The organism is Pseudomonas azerbaijanorientalis (genome assembly GCF_019139795.1).
In the GTDB taxonomy this organism is placed as follows: domain Bacteria; phylum Pseudomonadota; class Gammaproteobacteria; order Pseudomonadales; family Pseudomonadaceae; genus Aquipseudomonas; species Aquipseudomonas laurylsulfatiphila.
In genome coordinates, this window is record NZ_CP077078.1 from 4,122,744 (window position 1) to 4,142,566 (window position 19,823).

The window sequence follows — 19,823 nt, forward strand, 5'->3', positions numbered from 1 at the left end:
AAAAACCTGTGGGAGCGAGCTTGCTCGCGATGGCGGACTTTCATTCAACATCAATGCTGAATGTAATGGCCTCATCGCGAGCAAGCTCGCTCCCACAGGTTCAGTACCCTGTTGCACAAGGAAAACACCATGAACGCCATTGTCGAATCGACCGGCAACCACCCGGCCAAGGTGGAAGTCGGCACCAAACTGCGCGGCGCGGACAAGGTCGCGCGGATTCCGGTGAAGATCATTCCCACGGATGAATTCCCGCGCAAACCCGACTGGATCCGCGTGCGCATGCCAATCTCTCCCGAGGTCGAGCGGATCAAGCAACTGTTGCGCAAGCACAAGCTGCACAGCGTCTGCGAAGAAGCCTCGTGCCCGAACCTCGGCGAGTGTTTTTCCGGTGGCACCGCGACCTTCATGATCATGGGCGACATCTGCACCCGGCGCTGCCCGTTCTGTGATGTCGGCCATGGCCGGCCCAAGCCGCTGGACACCAACGAGCCGATGAACCTGGCCGTGGCGATTGCCGAGCTGCGCCTGAAGTACGTGGTGATCACCTCGGTGGATCGCGACGATTTGCGCGATGGCGGCGCCCAACACTTTGTCGATTGCCTGCGCGAGATCCGCAAGCTGTCACCCGGTGTGCAGCTGGAGACCCTGGTGCCGGATTATCGCGGACGCATGGACGTGGCCCTGGCGATCACCGCCACTGAGCCGCCGGATGTGTTCAACCACAATCTGGAAACCGTACCGCGCCTGTACAAGGCCGCGCGCCCCGGTTCGGACTTCGAGTGGTCACTGGACCTGCTGCAGAAGTTCAAGCTCGCCGTGCCCCACGTACCGACCAAATCCGGCCTGATGCTGGGCCTGGGCGAAACCGACGAGGAAGTCATCGAAGTCATGCAGCGCATGCGCGAGCACGACATCGACATGCTGACCCTCGGCCAGTATCTGCAGCCCTCGCGCAGTCACCTGCCGGTGCAGCGCTTCGTGCACCCGGACACCTTTGCCTGGTTCGCCGAAGAAGGCACGCGCATGGGCTTCAAGAACGTGGCGTCCGGGCCGCTGGTGCGCTCGTCCTATCACGCCGATCAACAACTTCATGGAGGTGCCGGCGGTTTCCAGCCATGATGGAGTGACTGGTCATGCATGGAGCCGTTCCCGATGCCGCGTTCACCCTGTCTGTTGTTGCTGTGCCTGAGCCTTGCCCTGCCGTGCATGGCCGACGACTCGAAACCCGGGCACATGCTGTATGTGCGCAGCGTCGACCCGGGCATCGTGCAGGACATCCGCTACGCCAGCGCACACAATTTCACCGGGCACCCGCTCGACGGCTACCAGGCGGCGGAGTGCCTGCTATCGCAGGACGCGGCGAAGGCGTTGGCCCGAGTGCAAAGCGCACTGAAAGCCGAAGGCTACGGCTTGAAGGTATTCGACTGCTATCGCCCGACCCGCGCGGTGGCGGACATGGGCCGCTTCGCCAGCGAACCCGGCGACCCGCTCAAGACCGAGTTCTATCCGCGGGTCGACAAGCAGGACTTCTGGCGCCTGGGGTATGTGGCCCGGGTGTCCAATCACTCCCGGGGCAACACCGTCGACCTGACCCTGACCGGCCCCGACGCCCTGCCCGCCGACACCTGGACGCCTTCGGTGAAACCGGCGGATTGCACGGCGCCTTACGGCGAGCGCTGGCACGACGGCGCGCTCGACATGGGCACCGGGTTCGACTGCTTCGATGAGCGGGCACATACCGACTCGGCGCTGATCAACGCCACGGCCAAGGCCAATCGCCAGCGACTGACCCGTGCCATGGCCAAGGAAGGCTTTGTAGGGTATTCGGCCGAGTGGTGGCACTTCACGTACAGCGGCAATCCGCCGAAGCCGGACGTCATGGACTTCCCCATCACGCCGTTGACGCCATGAACCCTCTGCTCAAGGCCCTGTTGATGGCGTTTTTTCCGCTGGCCGCCATGGCCCAGGGACTCGACGGCAGCGACCAACTGATAGTGGTCACCAGTAAAGGCTGGAATGACATTCGGGGTACTGCCCAGCGCTATGAACGGCACGGGCAGACCTTGCGCAAATTCGAAGCGCGCTTTGCAGTCGTTCTCGGCAAGAACGGCATGGGCTGGGGCAAGGGGCTGCTCGACAACGGGCAACCTGGAGGACCGGTCAAACAGGAAAGCGACGGCAAGGCGCCAGCTGGCATGTTCAAGCTGGGCACGGCGTTTGGCTACGCGCCTTCGGCCGATACCCGCCTGCCCTATCTGTCGCTGACACCGACCATCGAATGCGTAGATGACAGCCAATCGACTCGCTACAACGAACTGGTCGACGGCACGCTGGTCGCCAAGGACTGGAGCAGTTCCGAACGCATGCGCCGCAACGATGACTTATACCGCCAGGGCATTTTCATCCAGCACAACACCCCGGCCTCTCCCGCTGCCGGTTCGTGCATTTTCTTCCACATCTGGCGCGGCCCCACGGCGCCGACCCGTGGCTGTACGGCCATGGACCCGGTGGATATCGAGCGGCTGCTGGATTGGCTGGACCCGGGCAAATCCCCGGTGCTGGTGCAACTGCCTGAAGCACAGTACGAGCAGTTGCGTGAGCGCTGGAAACTCCCCGAACGCTAGTCAACGCCGGTCCCTGTGGCGAGGGGGCTTGCCCCCGTTGGGCTGCGAAGCGGCCCTAAAAGATGGGCCTGCTGCGCAGTCCAACGGGGCGGTGCGGCGATCCGACAAGCCGCCCCCTCACCACAAAAGCCCCCTCGCCACAAATGCGGGGTTAACCCCGCTCAACCATCACAGCACCCATCGACGGCTTGGCCAGCGCGTAATAAATCACCCCCGGCACCAACAAGCCGACGATCCAGGAAATGTCAACGCCGCCCAGTTGCGCAACCATCGGCCCGGAGTAGAAATGGGTGTCGACAAAGGGCAGCTGGATCAACACGCCGATCACGTACACGCTGATCCCCAGCACGTTCCAGCGACCGTAGCGGCCGTTCGGGTCGGACAGCGCCGGGATGTCGTAGCGTTCCTTGTTGATGAAGTAGTAGTCCACCAGGTTGATCGCGCTCCACGGGGTGAAGAACGTCAGCAGGAACAGGATGAAGTACTTGAACGAGTTGAGGAACGAGTACTGCCCCGCCAACGCCAGTGCGGTGGACGCCGCGACGATCAGCAGCACAAACAGCATGCGCTGGCGGGCGCTGATTTCCAGGCGGCGACGGAAGCCACTGATGATGGTGGCAATGCACATGAAGCTGCCGTAGGCGTTGAGGGTGGACACCGTGACCTTGCCGAACACAATGCTCAGGTACAGCAAGGACGCGATCACACCGCTACTGCCCAGACCGACAATGGTCGCCACTTCGTGCCCACGGAAATTCGCTCCGGCCAATGCGGCGGCGAACACCCCGAGCACCATCGAAGCTTGGGCCCCCAGCACCGTGCCGAGACCGACAGCGGCGAAGGTTTTCCACGACGACGTCTTGCTCGGCAGGTAGCGCGAGTAGTCCGCCACATAAGGGCCGAAAGCGATCTGCCAGGACGCCGAGAGCGACACCGCCAGCAGGAACGTGCTCCAGCTGAAATGACGGTTGTCGAGCAGCAGGCTGATGTCGTTGAGGGTCATCAACCGGGTGAACAGGTAGGCGAAGGCGATGATGCCCAGCACGCTGGTCACCCGCCCGACCAAGTGAATCACCCGATAGCCGAAGATCGTCAGGAACGCGATGCACGCCGCGAAAATCAGGATGCCGGCGCTGTCGCTGACACTGATCAACTGAGCAATCGCCTGCCCCGACAGCACCGCGCCGGTGGCGCTGAAACCGAGGTACATCAGGCACACCAGGACAATCGGGATCGCCGCGCCATACACCCCGAACTGCACGCGGCTGGAGATCATCTGCGGCAGCCCGAGCTTGGGCCCTTGCGCCGCGTGCAGCGCCACCACGGCGCCGCCGAGCACTTGCCCGATCAGCAAGCCGATCAGCGACCAGAACACATCGCCGCCCAGTACCACGGCGAGGGCGCCGGTGACGATGGCGGTGATTTGCAGGTTGGCGCCAAGCCACAGGGTGAACTGGCTGTAGAGGCTGCCGTGACGCTCGGCCTCGGGAATGAAATCGATCGAGCGGGTCTCGATCAGGGGACTGCGTTGAGCACTCATGAAAGTGTTTCCTTTGTGGAACTGTTTTTGTTGTCAGGGACGGAATCTAAAAGGTCTTGGTTGCACTGGCTACAAGGGTCGCCGAACACAGGTCGTCATAGCCATACCAACTGCTGCACTCGCTTTTCGACAAGTCCGTGTCGACGTAGCTCAGGCCCCAGGTCACGCCGACGAAGTCGCGTGTCAGCTTGGCCTCCCACTCGTAGTAAGACTCGCGGTTATCGCCACTGGCGGACCAGAACGCGGGGTCTTTCACATCGTTGCGTCCAAAGCGCAGCTCCAGGCCGACTTCAGCCGGCAGATCGATTTTGTAACCCAGGTAGGTGTACAGGGTGTCCTGGTCCTCGCCGAAAAAGTTCGGTGTGTCCTTTGAGTAATAGGCACCGAGCTTGACGCCATACAGATCGACAATGGCGTACACCTCACTGAGGTTGAATTCGGAGCTTTTCGGGTAGTCGTACTTGATGTAGCCCAGGTCCAGGCTGATGGCCTCGCTCGCCTGCCAGTAGTAACCCGCGTAGTACTCAAGCTCCTGCCGGGTATCGAAGCCGCCACCGAAATCCACATTGGAGGTCCAGGCGCCGATGTACAGGCCACTGCTGTGCAGCAGCGTTGCCCCGCCCTGCACGGCCGGATCACCCAGGGTTTGCGAGATGCCACGGGTACGGTAGTCGCTGACCACGCCCAGGGTCATGTCAAGGCTGAAGTCATCGTTGAGGGCCAGGGCGTGGCTGCTCAGGGGGGCCAATGCCAGTGCGGCGAGGGTCAATGCTGAAAGTGCGTTCATACAGTTCTCTTGTTGTTATGGCGTACGGGGAATTTCAGGCATGGCGATGCCAGGCCCCTCGCGCTACGAGGGGCTGGCGGTGTTTGCTTATGTCGGGTGTTCGCAGGTCAGGACGCGGGGGCGTAGACCTGCTTGCCGGCGAAGAAGGTGTTCAGGACTTTGGTTTCGAACAGGTCGTCATCGCTGACCTTGAACACGTCGCGGTCGAGGATGATCAGGTCAGCCTGCTTGCCCGGTGCCAGCGAACCGATCTGCTTGTCCAGGCCCAGGGTTTTCGCCGCATTGAGGGTGTAGGCATAGAACATGGTCTTGCGGTCGATGCTTTCCTTGGCATTGAGTACACCCAACGGACCCTTGCGGGTGCTGGCCTGGGCAATGGCGTTGAACGGATTGGCACTCGATACCGGCCAGTCGCTGCCACCGGCAATCGTTGCGCCAGCGTCATGCAGGGACCGCGCGGGATACTGGTAACCGTAGGCAAAGGCGCTGATGTAGGGTTTGACCAGTTCGACGGTGTAGGACTCGCCGGTGGCCCACAGCAGTTGCATCGAGGCGATCACGCCGAGCTGCTTGAAGCGTGGAAACTCCTTGGGATTGACCAGTTGCAGGTGCGCGATGCTGTGCGGCACCGGCTTCGGGCTGAGCTTGCGCGCATAGGCCACGCCATTGAGCGCCTCACGCACCGCGCGGTCGCCCACGGCGTGCATGTGCACGATCCAGCCGCGTTTTTCCGCCGCCACCACCAGTTCACCGAAGTGCGCCGGGTCGGTCAGCAGTTGTCCGTCCTTGTGGCTGTTCTTGTACGGCACGATGACCGCAGCGGTTTGCCCCGGGAACTCGAGAATGCCGTCGACAAAGACCTTGATGCCGGGGAACGTCAGGTTAGGCACGCCCTCGAACTGCTTCATCACCGTGGCGATCACTTCCAGGTCGGCCGGTTTGCTCTTCGGGTTGGTGACCATCAACGCGGCAACGTGGGCGCTGAGTTCGCCGTTCTGCGCCAGCGCCTTGTACAGCGGCAGGACGCCGACGGATTCTGCGGTGGCATGGAAATCGAACAGTGAGTCTTCACTGCCGCCGTTCGCCGCGGCGTCCATCCACGCAGTGATGCCGAACTGGTTGTTGACCCGCACCGCTTCTTTCGCGGCCTTGAGCATGGTCTCCTGGCTGGGCGCGGGAATCGCGCTGCGTACCACGTCCCAGCGGGATTCGGCAAAGTAGCCGTTCGGCGTGAAGTCCGCTTCATGGCCGACGTAACCGCGCTCTGTCTCCGGCAGGCTCTTGACCAGGGCAGCATCGATGTTCAGACGCTTGAGCATCGCGTTGTTGGCCCAACCGGTGTGGCCGTCGATGCCGCTGAAGACGATGGGCTGATCGGCCCAGCGTCCCTGATTGAATACCTTTCCCAGTTCACGGCTTTTTTCCCAATAGGCCGAACTGACCCCGGCGACGCTGATCACGTCGCCAGCCCGGGCACGCCCGGCCTTGTCCTCTTCAATCAACCACTGCTCAAGTACGGGCAGCGGTTTGACTTCGTCCAGCAGGTTGGCCTTCATGCTGTCGAACGCCCCCACCACCGGGTGGCTGTGGGTGTCGATCATGCCTGGCATCAACACCTTGCCCGCCAGGTCGATGCGCTGGGTGTCGGCATCGGCCAGGGCGTTGATTTCGGCATCACTGCCGACTTTCAGAATCTTGCCGTCTTGCACCGCAACAGCTTGCACCAGCGCCTGGCCGGGTTCGGCGGTAAAGACCTTGCCGTTGAACAACACCAGGTCAGCGGCGGCCATCGCCTGCACCGAGGACAAGGCCAGTGCGGCGGCCAACAGGTTTGGAATCAATCGCATCGGAACGCTCTCTGATTTTTATTGGGCGGATCGGGAAGTAACAGCCTGGGAAACCACATTCGGCGCAAGCCCCAGGAACGGCGCCTTGGCCCACACGACCTTGCCGCCGACCAGCGTCAGCAGCACGCCATTGCGGCCCAGTTCCTCCTCGGGCACCTGCATGAAGTTCTTGTCGAGCACGATCAGGTCAGCGAACTTGCCGACTTCGACCGAACCCAGCACCGCATCCAGCTTCAGCTGTTGGGCGGCATTGAGGGTGATGCTGCGCAGCACTTCGGCTCGCGACATGGCCGGATCGTTGTTGAGTCGCCCGGCATATTTGGGTCCATAGCTATGCGGATTGGTGGGGTCGCCGGAGCGGGTAACACCGACTTTCAGCGCCAGGAACTCATCGAGGGGATCGACCGGCCAGTCGCTGCCAAACGCCACACGGCCACCGGCATGGGCGATGCTGCCCGAGGGCTCCATGCGTTCGAATCGCTCGGCGCCGAGGTGATCGCTGGTGCCGTCGACCGTGGACGGTGCCTGCTGCGCCCACTGGAACGACATGGTGGCCGTGACGTCCAGTGCCTTGAAGCGTGGGTAGTCGGCAGGGTCGACCGACTCGGCGTGCGCGATGGCCGGGCGCAAGTCCTGACCGGGCAGTTCCTTGCGCACGTAGGCGACGCTATCCAGTGCATCGCGCACCGCGCGCTCGCCGGTGGCGTGCAGGTGCGGATCGAAACCGGCCTTGACCGCTTGCAGCAACAGCGGATTGAGCACCTGCGGCGGGAAGTACAATTCGCCCAGGTTCTTGCCCGGCGTCCACTTCGGCGCCTGTTCGGTGCCGCTGTTGTGCAGATACGGGGTCAACATGGCGCCGGTGTCCGCCGGGGCATTGATGATGCCGTCCATGAACAGTTTGACGTGGCGCATGTTCACGCCCGGCGCGACATGCACTTCGCCCTGGTCGTAGGTGTTGGCCAGGGCCTTGGCCTCGGCGATGGTTTTGACCGGGTCGGCGGCAGCGGCGGCCGGGTCCAGCTTGATCGCCAGCAAGGCCCGGGCGGTCAGTTCGCCGGATTTTTGCAGGTTGGTGAAGGCCTTGGCGCTTTCCGGTCCCGACAGGGCATCGAAGAAACTGGTGATGCCCTGTTGGCGCAGGGCGTCGAGGGCCGCACGGGTCTGGTTGAGTTTTTCTGCATCGGTGGCGGGCGGCACCATGGCAGCCAACGACTCGGCGGCGCCGTCCTCGCAGATGCCGTTCGGATTGCCGGCGCTGTCACGTCGGTACTTGCCGTCTTCGGGGTCGGCGGTGTTCTTGTTGATCCCGGCCAGCTCCAGGCCGCGAGAGTTGGTCAGCACGGTGTGAAAATCGGTAGAGCGCACCTGGATCGGACGCTTGGTCTTGAGCGCGTCCAGGGTCGACTTGTCGGCGTCGCCGTCAAGCCCGGTCATGCCCATGCGGTCCCAGCTGCCGACTTCCAGCCACACGTCCGGGCCCTTGTCCTTCTCAGCATCGAGGCAGGCCTGGATGCTCGCCTGAAACTGCGCACGGGTCATGGTCTGGTATTTGAGATCGCACAGCGTCATGGCGCGACCGCCATCCCCCGGGTGCATGTGCGCATCGACGAAGCCTGGCATCAGCATGCGCCCGGCCAGGTCGATCAGTTGGGTTTGCTTGCCGATGTAGCCGTCGACCCCGGCATCGCTCCCGACGTAGACGATCTTGCCGCCCGAAATGGCGATGGCCTGCTGCACGGAATTCTGGCCATCGACCGTGTAGACGTAGCCATTGCGCATGACCGTGTCGGCGGGTGTCGCCGCCAACGCCATGCCGGAAAATGTCGTGGTCGCCGCAATGGCGACAAAAAGCCTGGAAAGTCTCAAATGCCTCACCCCTGTTCTTATTGTTTTGAAGCGGCCCGAACGGCTGCACAAGCCCTTGTATAGACAGGGCCTACCCTATAGGGCGCAGCGTTCGAATGGACCTCTGCAAATGAGGAGGGGTCAGGCAAATAATTGAAACGGCTGGGATTAATCCCGGCGCACGGACTCCGTCAGCGCGCCCGGCGAACGCAGGACCGAGCCCAGTTCCACCTTGCTTTTCACACCGAGCTGCAAGTAGCAGTTACGCAGGTAGGTGCGCACGGTAGACGGGCTCAAGGCGAGCATTCTGGCGATTTCCTTGTAGGAATGGCCGGCGGCGAACAGCATCGCTGCCGTGCGCTCCCGAGGTGCCAGGCCGTCCCCGCCCGAGGGTGCTTCGAGGGACAGGATGACGTGCTCGGCGTTGGGACTGAGGGTCAGGGCGCAACGGCCCAGACGGATCACACAGGGAGCTTTGGACAATTGCGCGATCACCTCAGGCGGCAGCGTGGAACCGCTCCAGCCGGGCAGTTCGCGCTGGATGGCAACACACAACCTGGCCCCCACATAGAGCAGACTGCCGTCCATACGCGCGATGCCAAAATCACTCGCGCCGTTTTCGCTGTCGAAGCGAATCATGTCCTGCACTTGAAACCGCCACAGCTGGAACAGGTGATCGCAGAACGCCAAAAACAGCTCGGCTTCGCTCTCCTCGAACGCCTGTTCATCCTCACCCCGGTAGAGGCAGACGAAAAACATCAGGCCGCTTTCGGGCAATTCGTAGGTGATGCTCATCAAGTGATAGAGATCGAAGCGCCGGGCGAAATCATTGACTGCCTCGCAAGGGTCGGTGAAACCCTTGTCGCGCACCACTTCACCGGGACGATTGAGCGTGGCGTAGGAGAACTGATCGTTGGCCGCCACCGGATGCCATTCGCAGGCAAAGGATTCAGGAAGATTGATGCTGCCATGCATCCAGCTTTGCATGGGCACGTCAGGACCTGGCGCAGACATTTCGCCCCACCAGGCAGAGGCGAAAGGCACCAGTTGACCGAATGCCTGCAGGCCATCGGCGATGAATCGCGACGCCCCGCTCTCCCGCGCCAGCCGACCAAGGTGCAGTACGCAATGATTGAACGCCTTGAGCGTGACCATCGTTGCGTCACCGTCGACTTTATTTCCCGCCCCCATCATTGCGATCCCGTTCACTGCATGGCCTTTCGTTTCGACGATGCCATAGGCCCCTGACGGGCGTCCAGCACGCAATGACATCATCGGTTACAAAGTGCTGTGCAACCCATACAGCTGTGGCCGGCGGTCCTGATGCAGGTCGTTGCGGGCGCTGATGCGCTTGTTGCGCGCTTCGGCGAGGTTCAGCGTCGCCAGCAGGAGTTGCTCGCCGCCCTGCTCCGCCGGCCCGGCCAAGGGATAACCGTCAGCGTCGACTATGACCGACCCTTGCACCCAGCCGACCCCGCGTTCATGGCCATAGCGATCGCATGCTGCAATGAACATGCGGTTCACCGAGGCATTGGCCTGCACCCGCAAGACTTCCGCCGGGCGCTCGGTCTGCGGCCGCGGACCGTCGGGCCAGTTGACCGGCGCACACAACAGATCGGCGCCAGCCAGTGCCGGCAGTCGCACCCACTCGGGGAATTCCAGGTCGTAGCAGATCAGCATGCCGAGCCGTCCATACGACGTTTCGACCACCGGCGGCGGCGTATCGCCAGCGGTGAAGATGTCCTTTTCGGCATCCCACAGATGCGCCTTGCGGTACACCGCGCGCAGGCCATTGGCGTCGATCATCGCCGCGCTGTTGGCCAGTTCATCGCCGGGCAGGCGTTCGCAGAAGCCGCCGACGATCACCAGGTTCAGCTCACGGGCCAGGGCCTGCCATAACTGCAAGGTCGGACCGTCAACGGTTTCCGCCAGGGTCAGCGCTTCGTCGCGGTCGGCAAACAGATAGCCGCTCTGCACCAGCTCAGGCAGCACGACGACTTGCGCGCCCTGGTACGCCGCCTGGCGAATCGCGCGCTCGGTGAGCGTGCGGTTGTAGGCCAGGTCACCTATTTTCGGTGCCAGTTGGCAGCAGGCGACCAGGGTATTTTTTGCGTTGTTCAACGCCCTGCCTCCGCAGATGAATGGGTCATGGCGACGATGTCGCTCTCGCTCAGTGCATCGATTACCCGGCGTTCGGCGGCCAAATCAATCGAGCGGCTGAGCAGGTAATAGGTCAGCCCCGAGACCACCAGGCCCACCAGCCAGGCGATGTCCACGCCTTCGAGCACCCGCGCCAGCGGGCCGACGAAAACTTCTTTACCGGCGGCGGCATCGAAGATGTAGAAGAACGGCACCATCGCGGCAAAGCCGATCAGGTACGAGACAATGCCGCGAAATTGCCAGGCGCCATAGATGCCCTTCGGCGTGAAGAAATGCGGGATCGCATAGCGGCCCTTGCGTACGAAGAAGTAGTCCACCAGGTTGACGGCGGTCCACGGCACGAGGAAGTACAGCAACAGCACCAGGAAGGTGTTCAACAGCGCGATGCCGTCCCCTTTGATCGACAGCACGCAGGTCAACAGAATCACGCTGATCACACTGATCGACAGCACGCGGGCGCGGGGTGTCGGGGTGATTTTCCTGATCGAGTCGACACCGGTCAGCAGCGTCAGCATGGCGCTGTAGGTGTTGAGCGCGATGATCGGCAGGAAGCCCGCCACCGAGACGATCACCAGCAGATTGCCCAACCCCGGCACCATGGAAGAACCGACCTGATTCAACGCCACCAGTGCATCCGCGGCTTTCAACTGCTGCGCCAGCCAGGCGCCTAGGCCGATCATCCAGCTGCCGGACAACGAGGCACCGATGAACACCGCCGCGATCAATTTCACCCGGCTGGTGTTTTTCGGCAGGTAACGGGAATAGTCGGACACGTAGGGCGCATAGGAAATGTTGTAGCTGGCACCGATGGCGAACAGCGTGGCGAAGGCCACCCAGTTGAAACCCAGATCGGTCGCCGGCGTGACACCTTCCTGACCCGCACCGAACATCAGGGCGATGGTCACCAGGGCGTACAGCGGCAAGGTCGCCAGCAAGGCCCACTTGAACGCCTTGTGCATCAGGTCGTGGCCGTAGATCGACAACAGCGCACCGATCAGCACCACGGCGACGGCGACGATGGTCGGGTCGATGCCGAACACATGTTCCAGGCCGTTCATGATCAGCGAGATGTTCACCACGTTGAATCCGACGAACACGAACATCGTCGCCATCAACGCCAGGATCACCCCGCGATAGCCGAACTGGGCGCGGGACTGGATCATCTGCGGCAGGCCCATTTCCGGGCCCTGGGAGCCGTGGAACGCCATGAAAATGGTGCCGAACATGATGCCCAGGGCACCGGCGAGCATGGTCCACAGTGCGGACAAGCCGAGGCTGGGGCCGACAAAGCCGATGGAGATGGTGAAGAAGTGGAAGTTGCCCAGAAACCAGAACGGCCCCTGGCTGCCGAGTTTGGCGTGGCGTTCGTTTTCCGGAATGTAATCGATGGAGTGGCCTTCGATGGCCAATCCGCCACTCGCCTCGGCGGCGCGCGCAGACACTGGGGAACCTGACATACGATTGTTCCTATGCTGGTGTTTGTTGTTTTTGTGGTTACAGCGCTCGCTACGACGTCCAGATCGGGTGAAACTCCAGAAAAATCTGACGATGACGCTGGTTTCACGGCAATGTAGGGCGTGAGTTCGGGCAGTAAAATATCGCAGGCACACTGTTCACATAGATCAGCGCCTATGTAATCGAGAACCGGGAGCCCCCATGCTGGGAACTGTAACGGAGCTGGATCTGCGTCTGATCCGGGTATTTCTGACCGTCGTCGAAGCGGGCGGCATCTCGGCGGCGCAAACCGCCCTCAACACCACGCAACCGACGATCAGCGCGCAATTGGCGACGCTGGAAACCCGGGTCGGTTTCCGTCTGTGCGAGCGCGGGCGTGGCGGGTTTTCCGTCACGCCCAAAGGCACGCAGTTCATCGAGGCGGCCCGACGCTTGCTGGCGGCGGCCGAAGGATTCCGGGTCGAGGTGCAGCACATCAACCGCAAAGTCTCGGGCAGCATCAACATCGGCCTGCTGGGGCAAATCGATCCGGTGGCGAACAAGAAAATTGGTCTGGCCATTGCCCGTTTGCGGGCTCGGCACGAGGGGCTGTACTTCCATTTCACCGAGCTGTCGTCGTCCCTGCTGGAAGAGAAAATCATCAACGGCCATATCGACCTGGCCATTGGTTACTTCTGGCACCGCTTGCCCAGCATCGATTATTTCCCGCTGTTCCCGGAAACCCAGATTGCCTACTGCGCGCCCTCGCATCCCCTGTTCGGCAAGGTCGGCGCACTGACCCGCGAAGATGTCAGCGGCTTTGACTGGGTCTGGCCGAGCCATCCGCTGCCGGAGATGCCGGCCCCCACCTCCATCGAACGCCTGACCGTGCTCACCGACAGCATGGACGGCGCCGCCCTGCTGATCCTGTCCGGCCAGCACCTGGGGTTTCTGCCACAGCACTACGCGACCCGGCATGAACAGCTGGGGCAATTGCACCCGCTGAACCCGGATCTGCTGCGTTATGAGGTGAGCTTTCATGCAGCGGTGCGGCATTCATCTCGTCAGAAGGACCTGGTGAGTGCGTTCCTCAACGAGCTGATGGAGATTTTCGGAGCGGTGTAGGGCCCTGTGGGAGCTGTGGGTCAGCTGACATCAACGGTGGCTGGAATGACGCCTTCGCGAGCAGGCTCGCTCCCACAGGGTTAGTGGGTGTACGCAACATCTGCGAGCAACCGGGATTACTGTGGGAGCGAGCCTGCTCGCGAAGGCGGTAGGTCAGCCAGCATCAATGTTGAATGTGCCGGCCTCATCGCGGGCAAGCCCGCTCCCACAGGGTTAGTGGGTGTACGCAACATCTGCGAGCAACCGGGATTACTGTGGGAGCGAGCCTGCTCGCGAAGGCGGTGGGTCAGCCAGCATCAATGTTGAATGTGCCGGCCTCATCGCGAGCAAGCCCGCTCCCACAGGGTTAGTGGGTGTACGCAATATCTGCGAGCAACCAAAATCACTGTGGGAGCGGGCTTGCTCGCGAAAGCGGTGTACCAGTCAACATCAATATTGACTGTAGCGACGCCTTCGCGAGCAAGCCCGCTCCCACAGGGAAATGGGGTGGGTTCAGAAGCTGATTTCTTGCGCCGGCATCACATCGATCCGCGCCACGGAACCGGTCAGCTTTGCAAGGTCCTTGTTGTGTTCGGCGATGATGTCTTCGGCGGTCTGGTTGCCGTTGTCGACGGTGGAATGTGCATCGCTCGCCAGCACCACGTCATAGCCCAGTTTCAGGGCCTGGCGCACGGTGGTATTGATGCAGTAATCGGTTTGCAAGCCGCAGATGACCAGGCGCTCGAAGTCCTGCACCGGCAAAAGATTTTGCAGGTGGGTCTTGTAGAACGAATCCGGGGTGGTCTTGCGCACGCGATGATCCTTGGGCGAGGTTTGCAGCCCTGCGGCCAGTTGCCAGCCGGGAACATCATGCGCCAGCGGGCTGCCCGTTTCTTCGTGCTGGATCAGCACCACGGCCACGCCAGCCTTGCGCGCTCGGGCAGACAGGTCATTGATGGTGTCGATGACTCGTCCGATCTCGAAACACTCGTACTCACCGGAACACAAAGCCTGCTGGACGTCGATGATTAACAACGCAGTGGTCATGATTTCCTTCCTTGAACGGTCGATGGTTCAGGGGACGAACATAAGCCCGTCCCCCTCCGGACGAAACCCTCAGTAACCCAGCGACAACCCGGTGTTACGCCGTGGGTCGTTCGCCCCGTAGAAACGGTTCTTGCCCACCGGCTTGCCACCCAGGGACGGCGCACCGACGAGGATCGCCGCCAGGTGGTTGGCGTCCTGTGGACCGGCAAACTTGTGCCCCCAGCTTTCGAGGATCTTCACCGTGTCCGGGCTGGTGGTGAAGGCTTCCAGGTTGGTCTCCTCCGGCAGCCACTGCTGGTGGAAACGCGGTGCATCCACCGCTTCCTGGATGTTCATGCCGTAGTCGATCACGTTGAGCATGGTCAGCAAGGTCGCGGTGATGATGCGGCTGCCACCCGGAGTGCCGACCACCATCACCACTTTGCCGTCCTTGGTGACGATGGTCGGGCTCATGGACGACAGCGGCGCCTTGCCGGGTGCGATGGCGTTGGCCTCGCCCTGCACCAGGCCGTACATGTTCGGCACGCCGATTTTCGAGGTGAAGTCGTCCATTTCATCGTTGAGGATGACCCCGGTCTTGCTCGCCATCACGCCCGCGCCGAACCAGTCGTTGAGGGTGTAGGTCACCGACACCGCGTTGCCCCACTTGTCGACGATGGAGTAATGCGTGGTGTTGTTGCCTTCATGGGGCGCTACGCCGGGCTTGAGCTCACTCGACACCGCGGCTTTTTGTGGTTTGATCGCTTCGCGAAGCTTGGTCGCGTAGTTTTTATCCAGCAGGTGGGCAATCGGGTTCTTCACGAAATCCGGGTCGCCCAGGTAACTGTTGCGGTCCACATAGGCGTGGCGCATGGCTTCGATCTGATAGTGCATGCCCTGGGCCGAGTGATAGCCCAGATCCTTCATTGGATAGCCTTCGAGGATGTTCATGATCTGGCAGATCACCACGCCGCCGGAGCTCGGTGGCGGTGCCGAGACCACGTGGTAGCCACGGTAGTCGCACTCGATGGGCGCCAGTTCGCGGGTCTTGTATTTGTCGAGGTCGGCCTGGGTGATGATGCCCTTGTTGGCCTGGCTGGAGGTGACGATGGCGTCGGCCACCCAGCCCTTATAGAAGCCGTCGGCGCCTTTCTCGGAGATTTCCCGCAGGGTTTTGCTCAGGTCCTTTTGCACCAGCTTCTGGCCGACCTGCATCGGCTCGCCGTTACTGAGGAAGATCGAGCCGGAATCCTTGATGTCCTTCTTGAACATGTCGGTGGCGTAGTCCAGCAGATCGACGTCGCCCTGCTCCAGTACGAAACCGTCTTCGGCCAGCTTGATGGCCGGAGCGATGATTTCCTTGCGCGGCTTGGTGCCGTACTTGGACAGCGCCAGTTCCATGCCCGAAACGGTGCCCGGCACACCCACGGCCAGGTGGCCACGGGTACTGAGATCGGGAACGACGTTGCCGTCCTTGTCCAGGTACATGTTGGCGGTGGCGGCCAGCGGCGCTTTTTCACGGAAGTCTAGGAAGGTCTTGCGCCCGTCCGCCAACTGAATGGTCATGAAACCGCCGCCGCCGAGGTTGCCTGCCGCGGGGTACACCACCGCCAGCGCATAGCCGACCGCGACCGCTGCATCGACCGCGTTGCCGCCGTTCTTGAGCACATCCACGCCCACATGGCTGGCCAGGTGCTGGGCGGTGACCACCATGCCGTTTTCCCCCGTCGCCGGGGCCACGGAGGCGGCGTGAGCAGTCAGGCAGCTGAGAGCCAATGAGGTCGCAATCAGCGATTTGGCAAAAGGTTCGTACATCATGAGTCGGTCTCTTCTTGTTATTAATCAGGGGAACGCTTCAAAATCAGTGAGCAAGTATGGTCGGGATTACGTATTGCGCCTCCTCGTCGACACAGTATCCTTAACGCTTGTTCAGCAATTTCCCGCGAGCCCTGGCATGACCTATACCTGCATCACCGTGGCTTCACCGGTCGGCCAGTTGAAGCTGGTGGCGAACGGTTCGCGACTGGCAGCCATCCTCTGGGAAAACGACAAACCCGGGCGGGTGCGCCTCGGCCCGATGAGCGAGGCGCCGGACAATCCGATCCTGATGCGCACCGCCACGCAACTAAGCGAATATTTTTCCGGCACCCGCGATCGCTTCGAACTGGAACTGGACTTTGCCGGCACGCAATTTCAGAAAAAGGTCTGGGCGGCGCTGCTGACCATCCCGTTCGGCGAGACCCGCAGCTACAGCCAGATCGCCGAACAGATCGGCAACCCGGCGGCGGTCAGGGCGGTGGGTGCGGCGAATGGCAAGAACCCGATTTCGATCGTGGCGCCGTGTCATCGGGTGATTGGTGCGTCGGGCAAGCTCACCGGGTTTGCCGGCGGGCTGGAAGCGAAGGCGTTGTTGCTCACCCTTGAAGGCGGGCAAACGCCCGGCACCGCGCGCCTGCCCGGCTTTTGACCTTGTAGGAGCTGCCGCAGGCTGCGATCTTTTGATCTTGCATTTAAAAGATCAAAAGATCGCAGCCTGCGGCAGCTCCTACGGGGAGATCAGGATTGATTGAAAAGGTTTTTCATCGCCGCATACTGCAGCAGCATGATGGTCTTGGCGTCGCAGATCTCGCCACGGTAGAACGCTTCGAGTGCATCGTCGAACGCCCACTCCAGCACTTCCAGTTCTTCGGTTTCCGCCTCCAGCCCGCCACCGTCGCTGACTTTCGACCTGGCGTCGTATTCGGCAATGAAGAAGTGCAGTTTTTCCGTCACCGAACCGGGGCTCATGAACGCTTCGAACACCTTCTGCACATGGTGCACGCGGTAACCCGTCTCCTCCTCCGCTTCATCGCGGATGCGGTCTTCAGGCGCCGCGCCTTCCAGCAACCCCGCCGCCACTTCGATCAACAGCCCGTCGTGACCGTTGACGAACACCGGCAGGCGAAATTGCCGGGTCAGTACCACGGTTTTCTTTTCGCGGTTGTACAAGAGAATCGCCGCGCCGTTGCCACGGTCGTAGACCTCACGCGTCTGGCGTTGCCACTCGCCGTTGTTGCGTTGGTAATCGAAGGTGATTTTCTTCAGCAGGTACCAGTCGTGGGACAACACCTGGGACTCCAGGATGTTGACCCGCTCGGCTGTGTTCGACATGACAACGCGTCCTGTTATTTGTCAGAGAGTGCACATGTTAGGTGAAAACCTGCCTCCTCAAGCAAGTTGCGCCTTGTACTCCTTCTCGTATTGCCCGGCCAACGACTCTTTCTGTTTGTCGTCGAGCAGCTTGCCGGCCATCTGGAAGAACTTCTGCTCTTCTTCCTCGAGGTGGTGATGCACCTTCTCCGAGAGCTTCTTCGCGGTCACCAGCCAGGCCGGGCTGGACATTTCGGTGTCATCGAGCGCCTCCATCATTTCGTCCATTTCGTGATGTTCGGCGATGCCATGACGGCTGAGGTCGACCCCGTTGTCGAACTTCATCAGCGGAATGTAGAAATGCCGCTCTTCGGCCGTGGCGTGAGCCTGCAATTCTGACTTGAGTTGCTTGTACGCCTCGACCCGCTCAGGCGTATCGCCGCTGGTACGGATCAGCGCCTTGGCATAGGTCCGTTGGCGTTCGTGGCTTTCGCGCAAGGCTTCAAAAATGTTCACGGGGCGTTGTCCTCATCAGCGGCGTCTGGAGTGACGCGTCTTAAGGAATGACAGCTGTGCGTTGGCGACGGTTCAACTTTTCCGGGGATGGAACAATCGCTGCAACCGGGATAGGCTGCGGCTTCACTGCCATAAGGATATAGCCATGAACCTGCGTATCGAACGCAAGCACAACCCCAGCACCGAAGAGCGCGAGGCGATCCTCGTGCCGTTGCGCGCCTACAACGCCTCGAAGTCTGCAAGCCCGCCACCGGAACATATCGCATTGCTGATACGCGACGACAACGACGAAATCGTCGGCGGCGTTTACGCCCGGTTGTTTTATCAGTGGTTGTTCATAGACTTGCTGGCGGTGCCGGAACAGGCCCGGGGACAAGGCATGGGCACCAGGTTGATGCAGATGGCCGAAGACCTTGCGCGCGAAAAGGAATGCGTCGGTCTGTGGCTGGAAACCTTCGAATTCCAGGCGCCGGAGTTCTACAAGAAATGCGGCTACAGCGAGATCGGGCACATTGCCGATTACCCGCCAGGCCACAAGCACTTTTTCTTCCAGAAGCGCCTGAGCTATTGATCCATACCGCCCCCCTGTAGGAGCGAGCTCGCTCGCGAAAAAAACCGGAACGCCGCGGGGTGTCAGGCACCCAGCGTTTTCGTTGACGACCATCGCGAGCAAGCTCGCTCCTACAGGGGTACAGCGTCAGATCAGAGGCAAGTCGCCAACGCCGCCAACCGGCGCTTGGCCACGAAATCATCCTTCTGTGCGTAGTAGCTCAACACCGTGCCCGAGGCATCGCTGGTCACGTCGACGAAGGACTCCGCCGAACGGGTATAAACGGTCGTGCCGCCCTTCTCGCCAGGTTCCAGATAGGCGGCGGCATCAACGCCGAACACAGCCTCGTCCTGCCAGGAAAACTGCACGCACTGGGCGACGTCCTTTCCCGGTTTTTCCGAGTTCAGGGTCTTGTACGGGGCTTTGGTGCGGGCGTCGTTCATCGCCGAGCTGGCGCATCCGGCCAGCAACGTCACGGCCAGCGCCACCATCAGAATTCGCATTGCATTCACTCATCGGGAAAAAGCGGACTTTATCACCCCGGCAGCCCGTATCGTTCTGCTTTACTGCATTTATACCGCGACAGCGCACAACGATTCGCGCACCCTGTCGCGCCAATAACGCCCCATCGCACCCCTGACTGGAAATCTGATGACACCTAATGCCGAGTTCTACAAACCGAGCACTGAATATGCCGACAAGCTGATCAGCCAGATCGGGCAGACGCCGTCCTGGATCGCCAAGCGAATCGGCGTCACCGACAAGCGGATTCGCTACATCCTCGACGGCGAAAGAACCGTCAAAGGCGAAACCACGCCAATCCAGATGACCTACACCGAGCAGTTTGCCCTCGAATGCCTGGCGGCAGCAGCCAAGGCCAGCAAGAAGCAATCCTCGTAATTCGTTCTCAAGGAGCGACCATGGCGGCAACCGAGCAGCAACATGAACAGGCACTGAAGCGGTTTCTCGACGAACGCCCCGAGTTGCGCTACGACCTCGACAACCTCAACCCGTTGCAGGCCCAGGCCAAGGGTGAAACTTCGGCGCAGTACCGCGACGAACGCTTGCACGAAGCCTTCGAAGCCGAGGCGGAACGACAAGGATTGTTCGCCTGGGAGCTGACGCTGCAACTGACGGCTGCTACGGCCGAGGACTACGAAGCGCAGCGCCTGGAAGTGCACCGGGAAGTCGCGGAAATGGCAGGCATGGACTGGCTCGAGTATTGCGAGTTGAATGGGATAAAACCCTAAGCACTGTT

20 protein-coding genes are annotated in these 19,823 nt (G+C 61.4%); 8 read left to right on the plus strand and 12 right to left on the minus strand.

Going from position 1 to position 19,823, the window contains the following annotated elements:
* Positions 1-129: 129 nt before the first annotated feature.
* The 3 genes from lipA to KSS91_RS18320 are packed head-to-tail and all read left to right on the plus strand — an operon-like array spanning position 130 to position 2,624.
* On the plus strand, positions 130-1,119 hold the full coding sequence (gene lipA / locus KSS91_RS18310) for a lipoyl synthase (protein ID WP_217835678.1): 990 nt from the start codon (positions 130-132) through the stop codon (positions 1,117-1,119).
* A 33-nt stretch (positions 1,120-1,152) separates the two neighbouring features.
* Complete coding sequence (locus tag KSS91_RS18315) at positions 1,153-1,911, plus strand: M15 family metallopeptidase (RefSeq protein ID WP_217835679.1); 759 nt, start codon at positions 1,153-1,155, stop codon at positions 1,909-1,911.
* The gene (locus tag KSS91_RS18320) at positions 1,908-2,624 is read left to right on the plus strand and encodes a L,D-transpeptidase family protein (RefSeq protein WP_217835680.1); all 717 of its coding nucleotides are present in this window, start codon (positions 1,908-1,910) and stop codon (positions 2,622-2,624) included. Before KSS91_RS18315 ends, KSS91_RS18320 begins: the two co-directional genes overlap by 4 nt.
* 151 nt (positions 2,625-2,775) lie before the next feature.
* Here KSS91_RS18320 and KSS91_RS18325 read toward each other — a convergent pair whose 3' ends face one another.
* The 7 genes from KSS91_RS18325 to KSS91_RS18355 all read right to left on the minus strand — a co-directional run bounded on the left by KSS91_RS18325 (position 2,776) and on the right by KSS91_RS18355 (position 12,263).
* Positions 2,776-4,164: a purine-cytosine permease family protein gene (locus KSS91_RS18325; protein WP_217835681.1), complete on the minus strand. Its 1,389-nt coding sequence runs from the start codon at positions 4,162-4,164 to the stop codon at positions 2,776-2,778.
* Positions 4,165-4,210: 46 nt separating this feature from the next.
* Positions 4,211-4,951, minus strand: coding sequence for a TorF family putative porin (locus KSS91_RS18330; protein ID WP_217835682.1), 741 nt, complete (start codon positions 4,949-4,951; stop codon positions 4,211-4,213).
* A gap of 107 nt (positions 4,952-5,058) precedes the next feature.
* Positions 5,059-6,798, minus strand: a complete 1,740-nt coding sequence (locus KSS91_RS18335) for an amidohydrolase (RefSeq protein ID WP_217835683.1) — start codon at positions 6,796-6,798, stop codon at positions 5,059-5,061.
* An 18-nt stretch (positions 6,799-6,816) separates the two neighbouring features.
* Positions 6,817-8,613 carry an amidohydrolase gene (locus KSS91_RS18340; RefSeq protein WP_217838444.1) on the minus strand — a complete coding sequence of 599 codons (1,797 nt, stop codon included), beginning with the start codon at positions 8,611-8,613 and terminating at the stop codon, positions 6,817-6,819.
* A gap of 201 nt (positions 8,614-8,814) precedes the next feature.
* The gene (locus KSS91_RS18345) at positions 8,815-9,837 is read right to left on the minus strand and encodes a helix-turn-helix transcriptional regulator (RefSeq protein WP_217838445.1); all 1,023 of its coding nucleotides are present in this window, start codon (positions 9,835-9,837) and stop codon (positions 8,815-8,817) included.
* 87 nt (positions 9,838-9,924) lie between these two features.
* The gene (locus KSS91_RS18350) at positions 9,925-10,767 is read right to left on the minus strand and encodes a nitrilase family protein (protein WP_217835684.1); all 843 of its coding nucleotides are present in this window, start codon (positions 10,765-10,767) and stop codon (positions 9,925-9,927) included.
* A complete protein-coding gene (locus tag KSS91_RS18355) occupies positions 10,764-12,263 on the minus strand; it encodes a purine-cytosine permease family protein (RefSeq protein WP_217835685.1) in 1,500 nt (499 codons plus the stop codon). Before KSS91_RS18355 ends, KSS91_RS18350 begins: the two co-directional genes overlap by 4 nt.
* A 199-nt stretch (positions 12,264-12,462) precedes the next feature.
* Here KSS91_RS18355 and KSS91_RS18360 point away from each other — a divergent pair, with 199 nt between their 5' ends.
* Positions 12,463-13,365, plus strand: a complete 903-nt coding sequence (locus tag KSS91_RS18360) for a LysR family transcriptional regulator (RefSeq protein ID WP_217835686.1) — start codon at positions 12,463-12,465, stop codon at positions 13,363-13,365.
* 492 nt (positions 13,366-13,857) lie between these two features.
* Here KSS91_RS18360 and KSS91_RS18365 read toward each other — a convergent pair whose 3' ends face one another.
* On the minus strand, positions 13,858-14,391 hold the full coding sequence (locus KSS91_RS18365) for a cysteine hydrolase family protein (protein ID WP_217835687.1): 534 nt from the start codon (positions 14,389-14,391) through the stop codon (positions 13,858-13,860).
* A gap of 69 nt (positions 14,392-14,460) precedes the next feature.
* Positions 14,461-16,188 (minus strand): gamma-glutamyltransferase, encoded by a 1,728-nt coding sequence (gene ggt / locus KSS91_RS18370; protein WP_217835688.1) that lies wholly within the window; start codon positions 16,186-16,188, stop codon positions 14,461-14,463.
* A 136-nt stretch (positions 16,189-16,324) separates the two neighbouring features.
* On the opposite strand from ggt, the gene KSS91_RS18375 reads away from it, so the two are divergent.
* A complete protein-coding gene (locus KSS91_RS18375; protein WP_217835689.1) occupies positions 16,325-16,837 on the plus strand; it encodes a methylated-DNA--[protein]-cysteine S-methyltransferase in 513 nt (170 codons plus the stop codon).
* A gap of 89 nt (positions 16,838-16,926) precedes the next feature.
* Here KSS91_RS18375 and KSS91_RS18380 read toward each other — a convergent pair whose 3' ends face one another.
* Both KSS91_RS18380 and KSS91_RS18385 read right to left on the minus strand, forming a co-directional pair.
* On the minus strand, positions 16,927-17,520 hold the full coding sequence (locus KSS91_RS18380; protein WP_217835690.1) for an NUDIX domain-containing protein: 594 nt from the start codon (positions 17,518-17,520) through the stop codon (positions 16,927-16,929).
* A gap of 57 nt (positions 17,521-17,577) precedes the next feature.
* Positions 17,578-18,015: a hemerythrin domain-containing protein gene (locus KSS91_RS18385; RefSeq protein ID WP_217835691.1), complete on the minus strand. Its 438-nt coding sequence runs from the start codon at positions 18,013-18,015 to the stop codon at positions 17,578-17,580.
* A 145-nt stretch (positions 18,016-18,160) separates the two neighbouring features.
* Here KSS91_RS18385 and KSS91_RS18390 point away from each other — a divergent pair, with 145 nt between their 5' ends.
* Positions 18,161-18,586 (plus strand): GNAT family N-acetyltransferase, encoded by a 426-nt coding sequence (locus KSS91_RS18390; protein ID WP_102673988.1) that lies wholly within the window; start codon positions 18,161-18,163, stop codon positions 18,584-18,586.
* A 131-nt stretch (positions 18,587-18,717) separates the two neighbouring features.
* Here KSS91_RS18390 and KSS91_RS18395 read toward each other — a convergent pair whose 3' ends face one another.
* Positions 18,718-19,068, minus strand: coding sequence for a hypothetical protein (locus tag KSS91_RS18395; protein WP_217835692.1), 351 nt, complete (start codon positions 19,066-19,068; stop codon positions 18,718-18,720).
* A gap of 148 nt (positions 19,069-19,216) precedes the next feature.
* Here KSS91_RS18395 and KSS91_RS18400 point away from each other — a divergent pair, with 148 nt between their 5' ends.
* A complete protein-coding gene (locus KSS91_RS18400) occupies positions 19,217-19,465 on the plus strand; it encodes a hypothetical protein (protein WP_008015571.1) in 249 nt (82 codons plus the stop codon).
* Between the two features lie 20 nt (positions 19,466-19,485).
* Positions 19,486-19,815, plus strand: coding sequence for a DUF6388 family protein (locus tag KSS91_RS18405; RefSeq protein ID WP_217835693.1), 330 nt, complete (start codon positions 19,486-19,488; stop codon positions 19,813-19,815).
* Positions 19,816-19,823 lie beyond the last annotated feature (8 nt).